The sequence below is a fragment of the Rhodococcus sp. P4_C10 genome (genome assembly GCF_056402135.1).
In genome coordinates this window covers 48,833-59,810 of sequence record NZ_JBFUHZ010000021.1, presented here as the reverse complement: position 1 = coordinate 59,810, position 10,978 = coordinate 48,833, and the positions used below count along the sequence as shown (strand labels likewise).

The window sequence follows — 10,978 nt, the reverse complement described above, 5'->3', positions numbered from 1 at the left end:
CAGGTGCGCCGCCCGCCGTCACCGCGCGGGTCCCTGCTGCGGCGGGTCGCTCCGGGGCGTCGCCTCGGACGCCGGCCGCGACGTCCGGCCACAGCGCCGCCTCGGACGGTTCGGCGGCGGCGCGGTCCGGCGGCGTGCCGACCGGCTCGGAGTCGGGGTCCGGGTCCGCGAGCAGCTCCCGGAACAGCGGGCACCGCGCGTCGAGTTCGTCGACGGTGCCGGTGTCGATGATCCGGCCGCCGTCGAGGACGGCGACCCGGTCGGCGAGCGTCAGGGTCGAGCGGCGGTGCGCCAGGATCAGGGTGGTCCGGTCGCTTCGGCAGCGCAGCGTGTCGAAGATGGCGGCCTCGGTGGCGGCGTCCACCGCGGACGTCGCGTCGTCGAGGATCAGCAGCCGCGGGTCGACCAGCAGGGCGCGCGCCAGCGCCACCCGCTGGCGCTGGCCGCCGGAGAGCGTCAGCCCACGTTCGCCGACGACGGTGTCGTAGCCGTCGGCGAGGGCCTCGATGAACTCGTCGGCCTGCGCCATCTTCGCGGCGATCCGGATGTCCTCGGCGCTGGCGTCCGGTCGGCCCAGCGCGATGTTCGAGGCGACGGTGTCCGAGAACAGGAACGGCTCGTCGAACACCAGCCCCACCGCGCCTCGCAGCTGCTCCCCGCGCAGGGTGGTCACGTCGAAGGCCTGCCCGCCGGCGGTCAGCGCGACGGTGCCCGCGCTCGGCGCGTAGAACCGGGGGAGCAGCAGCGAGAGCGCCGTCTTGCCGGACCCGGCGCGGCCGACCACGGCGACGGACTCGCCGGGCGCCAGGTCGAGGTCGAGTCCGCGCAGCACCTCCCGGCCCGGCTCGAACCCGAACGTGACGCCGCGCAGCCGGACCCCGACCGGGCCGTGCGGCAGGGCGACCGGATGCGGGGGGTCGGCGACGGCGGGTTCGGTGTCGATCACCTCGTAGACCCGTTCGACGGCGGCGCGCGAGAGCTGCGCCATGATCACCACCGACGACAGGACGCGGGTGACGTTCGACATGGTCGCGACGTAGGTCGCGAAGGCCAGGAAGGTGCCGATGGTGATCGCGCCGCCGAGCGCGAGGTAGCCGCCGAAGGCGATCACCCCGACCAGGCCGAGCTGCGGCAGCGCGGCCATGGTCGGCGCGAACCGGGAGTTGATCCGGGCCGCGCGCAACCGCTCCGCGTACAGGGTGCGGCCCAGGTCCTCGAGCTGGTCGACGGCACGGGCCTCCTGCCCGAAGCCCTTGACCACCCGCACCCCGGTCACGGTCTCCTCGACGTGCTGGGCCAGGTCCGCGGCACGCTGCTGGGCGGACCAGGTGGCGGCGAACAGCTTCGGCCGGATCCGCCACACCACCAACGCCACCGCGGGCACCACCAGCAGCGCGACCACGGTCAGCAGCGGGGACAGGTAGGCCATCACCACCACGGCCAGCACGAACTGGATCAGCGCGCCCGCCGACAGCGGGACCATGGCGAGCAGGCCCTGCACCAGCTGCAGGTCGGTGATCGACCGGGACACCACCTGCCCGGTGCGGATCTGGTCCTGCCCGAGTCCGTCGAGGCGTTGCAGCGAGCCGAGGAGGCCGAGCCGCAGGTCGTGCTGGACGTCGAGGGAGAGTTTGCCCGCGAGCATCCGGCGGCCGAACTGGCAGCCGAACCGGACCACCGCCAGGCCCGCGATGGCGGCGGCGACCACCGCGATCGCCTCGGTGGCACCGGAACCGGCGTCGTCGACCGCGATCCGGGCTAGCAGCGGGAAGGAGATGTCGATGACCGCGGCGATCAACGTCACCGTCAGGGCGCCGACCGTGACGGACCGGTGTGCCCAGCAGGCGGCGGCCAGACGTCTGATCCAACCGCGGGGCTTCGTCTCGGGTGCCATCGACAGCCACGTTAGACCCGACCTCCGACGGGTCCGCTCGGTGCCGGTCAGGTGATGTCGCGGCGCGTGGCGGCCCACCAGCCGAGGCCGCAGGCGAGGCAGGTCCAGAAGAGCAGCGCGATCGCGGCGACCGGCCACGGGGCGTATTCGTCGATGTTCGAGGCGGAGGTCGCCGCGATCGTGGACCAGGTGGCCGCCGTCGGCAGGAGCTGAGTGAGCGCGCCCGCCCCGACGCCGTGCAGGACCGCCGTCACGACCATCTCGCCGGCGGGGTACCAGGCCACCAAGGCGACCGCGGCGGTGGTGGACGACCCGAGCGCCAGCTCGAGCCCCGCCCCGATCAGCGACCACGCCACGGTGGTCAGGACGCCGGCGGCGAGCATCGCGGCGACCGGCCACGACATCTCGAAGAGGCCGCCGGCAAAGGTCAGAATGCAGATCAACGCGACCGTCTCGACGGCGACCGCGTAGGCCGCGCCGAACGCCGCCGTGACCGCCAGTTTTGCGGCGACCACCCGGTCTCGGCCGGCGGTGGTGAGGAAGGTCGGGGTGAGCGTCTGGTGCCGGAACTCGGTGCCGGAGTTGATCGCTCCGAACAGCCCGGCGAACAGGGCCACGCCGGCGATCGCGACGAACAGTCCGACCGACGCGGCGCCGGTGGTCAGTTTGGAACCGCTGAACTCGATGTCACCCGCCATCGCGGCATAGAAGGTCCCGGCGAACAGCGCGACGAACAGCGGGGCGAGGACCAGCGCCCACCAGAAGCGCAGGGTGGTGACCTTGCGCAGTTCGCTGGTCAGCAGCGCGGTCATCGGGGGCCTCCGTGGGGATCGGTCGCGTGCTGGAGCTGCGGGGCCGGCGGGCCGTAGTGCTGGGCGGCGTACTGCCCGGAGGTCATGGACGCGAACACCTGCTCGAGATCGACGTGCTCGGTGACGGACCCGAAGATGCGCACGCCCGCCGCGCCGGCGATCTGCGCGACCTCGGCCTCAACGGTGCCGCCGACGGCGAGCCGGCCGTCGGGGAGCACCTGGGCGTCGGTGATGCCCTCGGCGCCGAGGGCGAGGGCGAGCCGCGCGGCGTCGGAGGAGGCGACCAGGACCCGGCCGGTGTGGGAGCGCCGGAGGTCGTCGATACCGCCCTCGAAGACGAGGCTGCCGCGGTCGACGATCACCAACCGGTCCACCGTCTGCTCCACCTCGCGCAGGAGGTGACTCGACACCAGCACGGTCCGCCCCGAACGGGCGAACGCACGCAGGAAGTCCCGGAGCCAGGCGATGCCTTCGGGGTCGAGGCCGTTCGCGGGCTCGTCGAGGACGAGGATCTGCGGGTTGCCGAGCATGGCGGTGGCGAGCGCGAGACGCTGGCGCATGCCGAGGGAGAAGGTGCCGGCCTTCTGGCGTCCCACCTGCTCGAGACCGACCATGCCGAGCACCTGGTGGGCCCGGTCGTCGGGGACGCCGACCGCCGCGGCGTACACCAGCAGGTGGCCCAGCGCGGTCCGGTTCGGGTGCACGCCGAGCGAGTCGAGGACCACACCCACCGTGCGCGCGGGCTGCGCCAGCGCGGCGAACGGCAGCCCGGTGACGACGGCGCTGCCCGTCGTCGGCGTGATCAGCCCCAGCAGCATTCGCAGGGTGGTGGTCTTGCCGGACCCGTGCGGCCCCACGAACCCGGTGATCGACCCCGTCGGCACGGTGAAGCTCAGCTCCGAGACCGCGCGCACGGCGCCGAACTGCTTGCTCAGGCCGACCGCCTCGAGCGCCGGACGCGCGTGGGCCGGACCCGTCGTCTCGCCTGCGCTCATGCCGTTACCTCCCCTGCCGGACTCCACGGTGCGCCTCACCCTATCGGCGCGGTGCTGCCCGGCGGCGGTTCGCTACCCGCGCAGCGCCAGCGACTCGGCCAGCGCGGCGAGGGCGGGCTCCTCGTCGCGGTCGTAGGGAAGCACCTGGACGGCCACGTGATTCGCGCCCGCGTCGAGATGCTCGGTCAGCCGCGCGGCGATCGACGGTGCGTCGCCGTGCGCCACCAGTGCGTCGATCACCCGGTCGCTGCCGCCGTCGGCGAGCTCGTCGGCGGTGAACCCGAGCCGGGCCAGGTTCGCGAGGTAGTTCCGCCGGTTCAGGTAGGGGGTGACCAACGGGCGTCCGGCCACCCGGGCCGCGACGGGGTCGGGGTCGAGCACCACCTTGTGCTCGGCCGCCAGAAGCGGTGCGGGGCCGAGCAGTTCGCGAGCTTCGCGGGTGTGCTCCGGCGTGGTCAGGTAGGGGTGCGCGCCGGCGGCCCGGTCGGCGGCCAGTCGCAGCATCTTGGGTCCGAGCGCCGCCAGCACCCGGCGGCCGGCGGGCACCCCGGCCGCGTCCAGTTCGTCGAGGTAGGCGACCACGGCCTGGTACGGCTTGGCGTAGACCTCCGCCGAGGACTCCCGGTGGCCGGCGCCGACGCCGAGCAGGAAGCGCCCGGGATGGCGGGCCTCGAGGCGGTGGAACGACTCGGCGACCTCGGCGGCCGGCGAGCCCCAGATGTTGGTGATCCCGGTGGCGACGGTGAGGGTGGTCGTGGCGTCGAGCATCTGTTCGGCGACGGCGAGGTCCGCGGGCGGCGAGATGCCGATCCAGAGAGTGCCGTAGCCGAGTCGCTCGACGGCCCGGGCGAATTCGGGGGTCAACCCGGCGACGCGGCGCCACACGCCGATCCGGCCGATGTCGGGGGTCTGAGGGTCGATGCTCATCTGCTGCTCCGTTCGTGGACTGCTCGGGGCCAATCAACCATGCGGGCGCGGCACCTCATACCGGTAGCTGATTCGGCCCGATCGGCTCTTTTGTAGCGTTCCACCCATGGTGGGCCTCCGCGATCCGGCGCTCTCCGGCACACACGGCCGGCTCCTGGTGCTGCGGGCGAGTGTCGCGCTCGTGGTGGCGATGGGGCTGGGCCGATTCGCGTACACGCCGATCCTGCCGCTGATGGAGCAGCAGGCGGGCCTGAGCGGAGAGTCGGCCGCGACGATGGCGACCGTCAACTACCTGGGCTACCTGCTGGGTGCGGTCCTCGCGACATTCCTGCCGGTGCTGACCAGGAGCCGGGCGGCGCTGCGGGTGTCGCTGGTGGCGCTGATCACGACGCTGGCGGCCATGCCGCTGACACAGTCCCTGCCGGTGTGGCTGACGCTGCGGGGGCTGGCCGGCCTGGCGAGCGCGGTGGTCTTCGTGTTCACCGCCCGGGTCGCGCACCAGGAACTGTCCGGCCGTCGCGACGGCGCCGGCTGGGTGTTCGGCGGCGTCGGCGGGGGAATCGCGTTGTCCGGGTTGGCAATCCTGGCCCTCGGTGCGGACGCGGACTGGCGGACCAGCTGGCTGGTGGTGGCGGCGCTGGCCGCGGCGTTGTCGGCGTTGTCGTGGACGCTGCCCGGGGGACGGCCGCAGCCGCACGCGGTCGGGGGAGCGGGCCGGGTGCCGCGCCGGAACCGGGTGGCGTTCGGCTGGCTGCTGGCCGCGTACTTCTGCGAGGGTCTCGGCTACATCATCTCGGCCACCTTCCTGGTCGCCGCGGTCGCCTCGCTGGGCAGTGCGACGTGGCTGGGCAGCGTGGTCTGGATCGCGGTGGGTCTGGCCGTGGTGCCGTCGTGCGTGTTCTGGATGCGGCTCTCGCGCAGGCACTCCCAGGTCGCGATGCTGACGGTGGCGATGACGGTGCAGGCGGCGGCCGTGGCGGCGTCGGCGGTCTCCGGCTCCGCGGTGGTGCAGGTGCTCGGTGCGTTGTGCTTCGGCGGCACCATGATCGCCATCGTCACGCTGGCGCTGGCCGAGGGAACCGTGCTGGTGGGTGCGAGGGCACCGGCGATCGCCACGGCGGTGTACGGGGTGGGGCAGGTGATCGGTCCACTGATGGTCGCGCCGCTGCTCGACGGCGGATACACCCCGGCCCTGGCGGTGGGTGCGGTGGTGCTGGCGGCCGGGGTGCTCTTCACGCTGCCGCTGCTCCGGATGGAGCGCCGGGCGCGGGCGCGCCCCCCACGCGACCGGGTGACCGGTCGCGCGGGGGCGCTGGGGTGACCCTGTCGGCGCGGTGGCGCCCGGCAGACGGCCGCTACCCGCGCAGCGCCAGCGACTCGGCGAGTGCGGCGAGGGCGGGCACCTCGTCGCGGTCGGACGGAAGCACCTGTACGGCCACGTGATTCGCGCCCGCGTCGAGGTGTTCGGTCAGCCGCGCGGCGATCGCTGTCGCGTCGCCGTGAGCCACCAGGGCGTCGATCACCCGGTCGCTGCCGCCGTCGGCGAGTTCGTCCTCGGTGAAGCCGAGCCGGGTCAGGTTCGCGACGTAGTTCCGCAGGTGCAGGTAGGGATTGTCGACAGGCGGTCGCCCCACCGCCCGGGCCGCGACGGGGTCGGTGTCGAGCACGACCTTGTGTTCGGGTGCGAGAAGCGGTGTGGCCCCGAGCAGTTCGCGGGCCTCGCGGGTGTGCTCCGGCGTGGTCAGGTACGGATGCGCGCCGGCGGCGCGGTCGGCGGCCAGTCGCAGCATCTTCGGGCCGAGTGCAGCCAGCACCCGGCGTCCGGCGGGCACCCCCGCCGCGTCCAGTTCGTCGAGGTAGGAGACCACGGCCTGGTAAGGCTTCGCGTAGACGTCCGCCGAGGCCTCTGGATGGCCGACGCCGACGCCCAGGAGGAAGCGGCCGGGATGGCGGGCCTCGAGACGGTGGAAGGACTCGGCGACCTCGGCGGCCGGCGAGACCCAGATGTTGGTGATCCCGGTGGCGACGGTGAGGGTTGTCGTCGCGTCGAGTACCTCTTCCGCGATCGAGAGGTCGGCCGGGGGTGAACCGCCCAGCCACAGGGTGCCGTAGCCGAGTTTCTCGACGGACTGCACGAACTCGGGCGTCAGGCCGTACGCGTGACGCCACACACCGATCCGGCCGAGGTTGGGGGTCTGCGGGTCGATGCTCATCTGCTGCTCCGTTTCGGTGGACTGCCTGAGGAAACCACACCCGCCCGGCGAATCAATCCGGCTGCCGATCGACCGGGTCGGTTTCTTTGTAGCCTTCCCTCCCCGGTGAGCCTCCGCGACCCGAAGCGACACGCTGCCGCTGCTCCGGGCGTGGCGCCGGACTCGGGCGCACCCCGGCGCGACCGGACGACCGGCCGCGCGGGGGTGCGTGGGTTCACTGTCGCGGCGAATCCCGCGACGCGGTGCCTACTGGCCGAGCATCGCCTTCATCTGGTCGATCTCGGCCTGCTGGCCGTCGATGATCGACTGCGCCAACTCCTTGACCTGTGCGCTCTGACCGGAGGTCAGGATCTTTTCCGAGGAGTCGACGGCGCCGACGTGGTGCTCGATCATCATCTCGAGCCAGGCCTGGTCGAAGGCCGCGCCGGTGGACTCGTCGAGCTGTGTCATCTGCTCGGCGGTCATCATGCCGCCGTGGTCCATCCCGGGCATGGAGGCGTCCGTACCGGGCATGGAGTGGTCCATGCCGGGCATGGAGTGGTCCTTGGTGGCGTCCGTCGCCGGCGTGTTCCAGTCCTCGAGCCAGCCCGTCATCTGCGCGATCTCGGGGCCCTGGGCGGCTTCGATCTGCGCCGCCAGCGAGACCAGTTCGGGGTTGGCGCTGCGGTCCGAGACCATCTCGGCCATCTCCACGGCCTGCTGGTGGTGCGGGATCATCATCTGCACCCACATCACGTCGGCGGCGTTGTGCGCCGACGCGGCATCCGCCGGGGTGGTGGCGGGCATGGAGGTCGAGGTCCCCGCCGCCCGGTGCTCGGTGGTGTGCTCGGGGCCGGTGCCGTCGTTCGCGCAGCCGGCGAGCAGTGCGACCGCCGCTGCGGCGGAGGCGATCATGGTTGCGGTCTTGGTGCGAGTGTTCATCTTTGGTTCCTTGGCTGTAGCTGTTGGTGTGACGGTCGCGACTGCGCACGCACGCAGTGGTCCTGTCACACCCGCAGCACGCACAGCGACGCCAGCCGTACCGACGTCGGCAGGGACGGGGGCCCACGGCCGGAACTCCGAGTCGGGTGCGTCCGGCGCCGCGGGACCCGGATCGGGTTCGCGGGAATCCCGAACAGCAGCAGGGCCATGGCCAGCAGCAGCGCGGAGGCGAGGACGGCCAGGCACGGGTTGAGCACGTGGTGGTTGTCGCCGTGGCCCGGGGGAGTGTCGGAGTTCTGCGCAGCATCGAATCCTGGGGCGGGACCCGGGGCGGTCCCGGCGACCGCGACATGATCCTGGGCGACCGCGACATGATCCTGGGCGGATGTGTCATGGGTCGTCGCGGCGTGCGAGATCGACTGCGCCGCAGGAGTGGCCGCGAGCGGCCCCCCCCGCGACCAGTCGCCGAGCCCAACTCATGATTGCCATCATACCCTAGGGGGGTCAGGTAGCGAGTTCGAGCTGCCAGCTGGCCGGCGCCGGTCCGAAGGCGTCACGGGCGTTGTTGATCACGCCCTTGCCGATCGTTCGGTTGCCCGCGCCGCCGATCGCCGCGCCGATGCCGGCGGGCACCAGCTTGCCCAGGATCAGGGCGCTGCGCCGGGCGGCGTACTTGGTGACGAACTTGCGCAGCAGGCTCTGGTTCATCCCCGCCATCGTGGGCGCGGGGATCCGGTTGGTGATCAACGAACCCCAGTTCTTGGTCGTCACGCCCACCGCCTTCTCCACGATCTCCATCCCGGAGGTGCCGAGCGCGACCGCGAGCACCAGGGCCCGGCGCTGCTCGTGCTGCTGGACCGAGATGCCGTGTACCGAGGCCACCGCCAGCGTCAGCAGCGCGCAGGCCTCCAGGAAGAACACCGACTCGGCGCCGACCGCGGCGATCGAGCCCACCGTCCCGATGCCGGGGACCGCCGCGGCCGCACCCACTGCGCCGCCGCTGCCCGTCACCGCAGTGAGGAACATCCGTTCCATCCGTTCGACGATCTGCTGCGGGTTCTCGTCGGGGTGTGCGCGGCGGACCCGCTCCACGTACTTCGCGACGGCGGGACCCTGCAGCTTGCTGCCGTTGTCGAGCAGCGACACGACGACCTGCTCGACCCGCCCCATCATGTGCGCCATCGGTTCTCCCCTTCGCCACGGCCCACCGCGACTGGCGGCCGAACTCCCTTCCAACGGCCGGCCCCCGCGGTTTGTTCCTCCGGCCGCCTCGGGTCTCCGTCGGCGCCGTGCGTCGCGGTCCGCGTCGTCAGCCCAGGGCCCAGTGCTCGACCGGGACCACCTCGCCGGGCTTCGGGGGATGCGGCGGCGTGCCGTCGCCGAACGGCCTGCCGCCCAGCAGCTCCCGGCCGTGGGGCTCGAGCCAGTTCGCCAGGCACGGACCCTTCGGCACGATCTGCGTCGGGTTCACGTCGGTGTGCACCACGTAGTAGTGCTCCTTGATCTGGGCGAAGTCGATCGTGTCGCCGAAACCCGGCGTCTGGAACAGGTCTCGTGCGTAGTCCCAGAGCACGTGCATCTCGGTGAGCTTGGTGCGGTTGCACTTGAAGTGGCCGTGGTACACCGGGTCGAACCGAACGAGGGTGGTGAACAGACGCACGTCGGCCTCGGTGATGGTGTTGCCCACCAGGAATCGCTGGGTGGCGAGCCGCTCGGTCAGCCAGTCGAGCCGGGCGAAGAGCCGGTCGTAGGCCGCCTCGTACGCCTCCTGCTTGCCGGCGAACCCGCACCGGTACACGCCGTCGTTCACGTCCCGGAACACCAGTTCGGCCACCTCGTCGATCTCCGCCCGCAGCTCGGTCGGGTACAGGTCGGGGGCGCCCTCGCGGTGGTACTGCTTCCACTCGGTCGACAGGTCGAGGGTGATCTGCGGGTAGTCGTTGGTCACCACCTGCCCGGTCGGGATGTCGACGATCGCGGGCACCGTGATGCCCCGCGGGTAGTCGGGGAAGCGGGCCAGGAAGGCGTCCTGCAGCCGCGGGATCTTCAGCACGGGGTCCACACCACCGGGGTCGAGGTCGAAGGTCCAGCTGCGCTGGTCGTGGGTGGGTCCGCAGATGCCCATGGACAACACGTCCTCGAGCCCGAGCAGGCGGCGGACGATGATGGCCCGGTTCGCCCACGGGCAGGCCCGGGCGACGATCAGTCGGTAGCGGCCCGGCTCCACCGGGTAGCCGTCGCGTCCGTCCGCGGTGATCCGGGTGTCGATGTAGCGGGTGTCACGAGTGAATTCCTTGCCCTTGCCGACGTATGCCCCGGTGGAGCTGCTCTCTTCGGTCACTGCGAATCAACTCCCTGTTGGACTGACGATTCGCGGGCGCGGCCGCGGACCGTGGGGCCTGTACAACGACACAGTTCACACGCTACTGCGGTGCACCGTGGCGAGGGTGTGGGATCCGAGCACCTGATAACCCAGCGTCGCGGCCAACCGCCAGGACGCGATGTTCTCGGGATGGCTGCGCCACTGCGCGATCATGCCCTCGTCGACGGCGTCGTTCGTGGTGAGTCGGGCGACGACCGCCGCATGTCCGCGCCGGCGGAGGTCCGGTGCGGTGAGGGCACCGACGTCCGCGACGATGCCCTGCCACTCGCGGTAGCCGGCCGCGGCCAACGGGGAGCCGGCGTCGTCGAGCAGGGTGAACCAGCGCTCCCGGTCCGAGAGTGCCGCCTCGGTGACCTCGTCCGGTGGGCAGAGTGCCTCGAGCGCCCGCACCTGCGCGAGGTCGTGCGAGATCAGCGGGTCGTCGGACTGACCGGTGTCCGCGCCGACCTCCGCGGTGTAGGCGAGCAGGAGGGGACCCGGGCAACTGCCGCCGTGGTCCTTGGTGAGGTCGAGCAGGGTGCTGCGCTCGCTCAGCGCGTCGTCGTCGAGGTCCTCGGCCCGCTCGAGCGCCCACCGCGGGCCGACCAGCGCGCTGGCGCCGGCCAGCCGGAGGAACTGCACCCGGTCCGCGTCGTCGTCGACCAGCACCCGGCGGGCGCCGGGGCGGGCGAGCGCGGTGTCGGGCAGTCCGAGCGCGCGCGACCAGGCCAGCGCGACGATGTCGAGATGATGAGCGTCCACCCCGTCACGCTATCGGTCCCGGCGAGATGTTGCCGCCGCCTACTCCTCGCCGTATATTCCACTTGGACTAATTGGTGGGGGGCAGACACGGA

The 10,978-nt window shown here is 72.2% G+C and carries 11 protein-coding genes; 1 reads left to right on the top strand and 10 read right to left on the bottom strand.

Translation table 11 applies throughout. The annotated features are described in order from the left end of the window. The 4 genes from AC1DWC_RS16035 to AC1DWC_RS16020 all read right to left on the bottom strand — a co-directional run. A partial coding sequence (locus tag AC1DWC_RS16035; RefSeq protein ID WP_477909573.1) for an ABC transporter ATP-binding protein occupies positions 1–1,894 on the bottom strand: 1,894 nt, incomplete at its 3' end. A 47-nt stretch (positions 1,895–1,941) separates the two neighbouring features. Beyond that, positions 1,942–2,706 (bottom strand): ABC transporter permease, encoded by a 765-nt coding sequence (locus AC1DWC_RS16030; RefSeq protein ID WP_477909571.1) that lies wholly within the window; start codon positions 2,704–2,706, stop codon positions 1,942–1,944. Continuing rightward, the gene (locus tag AC1DWC_RS16025) at positions 2,703–3,701 is read right to left on the bottom strand and encodes an ATP-binding cassette domain-containing protein (RefSeq protein ID WP_477909569.1); all 999 of its coding nucleotides are present in this window, start codon (positions 3,699–3,701) and stop codon (positions 2,703–2,705) included. Before AC1DWC_RS16025 ends, AC1DWC_RS16030 begins: the two co-directional genes overlap by 4 nt. Before the next feature lie 72 nt (positions 3,702–3,773). Next, positions 3,774–4,628 (bottom strand): LLM class F420-dependent oxidoreductase, encoded by an 855-nt coding sequence (locus AC1DWC_RS16020; protein ID WP_477909567.1) that lies wholly within the window; start codon positions 4,626–4,628, stop codon positions 3,774–3,776. A 106-nt stretch (positions 4,629–4,734) separates the two neighbouring features. Between AC1DWC_RS16020 and AC1DWC_RS16015 the strand changes: the two genes are divergently transcribed. After that, positions 4,735–5,949: a YbfB/YjiJ family MFS transporter gene (locus AC1DWC_RS16015; RefSeq protein ID WP_477909565.1), complete on the top strand. Its 1,215-nt coding sequence runs from the start codon at positions 4,735–4,737 to the stop codon at positions 5,947–5,949. 34 nt (positions 5,950–5,983) lie between these two features. Here the strand turns inward: AC1DWC_RS16015 and AC1DWC_RS16010 are convergent, their stop codons facing one another. From AC1DWC_RS16010 to AC1DWC_RS15985, 6 genes are all read right to left on the bottom strand, one after another. After that, on the bottom strand, positions 5,984–6,841 hold the full coding sequence (locus AC1DWC_RS16010) for an LLM class F420-dependent oxidoreductase (protein WP_477909563.1): 858 nt from the start codon (positions 6,839–6,841) through the stop codon (positions 5,984–5,986). Between the two features lie 246 nt (positions 6,842–7,087). Continuing rightward, positions 7,088–7,762: a DUF305 domain-containing protein gene (locus tag AC1DWC_RS16005; protein ID WP_477909561.1), complete on the bottom strand. Its 675-nt coding sequence runs from the start codon at positions 7,760–7,762 to the stop codon at positions 7,088–7,090. A 65-nt stretch (positions 7,763–7,827) separates the two neighbouring features. Continuing rightward, entirely contained in the window at positions 7,828–8,019 is a 192-nt protein-coding gene (locus tag AC1DWC_RS16000) for a hypothetical protein (RefSeq protein ID WP_477909559.1), read from the bottom strand. 247 nt (positions 8,020–8,266) lie between these two features. Further along, on the bottom strand, positions 8,267–8,944 hold the full coding sequence (locus AC1DWC_RS15995) for a hypothetical protein (protein ID WP_477909557.1): 678 nt from the start codon (positions 8,942–8,944) through the stop codon (positions 8,267–8,269). Between the two features lie 127 nt (positions 8,945–9,071). Next, positions 9,072–10,103, bottom strand: a complete 1,032-nt coding sequence (locus AC1DWC_RS15990) for a glutathione S-transferase family protein (RefSeq protein ID WP_477909555.1) — start codon at positions 10,101–10,103, stop codon at positions 9,072–9,074. 75 nt (positions 10,104–10,178) lie between these two features. Next, on the bottom strand, positions 10,179–10,886 hold the full coding sequence (locus AC1DWC_RS15985) for a GNAT family N-acetyltransferase (protein WP_477909553.1): 708 nt from the start codon (positions 10,884–10,886) through the stop codon (positions 10,179–10,181). Positions 10,887–10,978 lie beyond the last annotated feature (92 nt).

Coding starts and splice junctions, on each gene's coding strand:
- AC1DWC_RS16030 (WP_477909571.1), bottom strand. CDS start 2,706: ATGACCGCGCTGCTGACCAGCGAACTGCGCAAGGTCACCACCCTGCGC.
- AC1DWC_RS16010 (WP_477909563.1), bottom strand. CDS start 6,841: ATGAGCATCGACCCGCAGACCCCCAACCTCGGCCGGATCGGTGTGTGG.
- AC1DWC_RS15995 (WP_477909557.1), bottom strand. CDS start 8,944: ATGGCGCACATGATGGGGCGGGTCGAGCAGGTCGTCGTGTCGCTGCTC.
- AC1DWC_RS16020 (WP_477909567.1), bottom strand. CDS start 4,628: ATGAGCATCGACCCTCAGACCCCCGACATCGGCCGGATCGGCGTGTGG.
- AC1DWC_RS16015 (WP_477909565.1), top strand. CDS start 4,735: ATGGTGGGCCTCCGCGATCCGGCGCTCTCCGGCACACACGGCCGGCTC.
- AC1DWC_RS16025 (WP_477909569.1), bottom strand. CDS start 3,701: ATGAGCGCAGGCGAGACGACGGGTCCGGCCCACGCGCGTCCGGCGCTC.
- AC1DWC_RS16005 (WP_477909561.1), bottom strand. CDS start 7,762: ATGAACACTCGCACCAAGACCGCAACCATGATCGCCTCCGCCGCAGCG.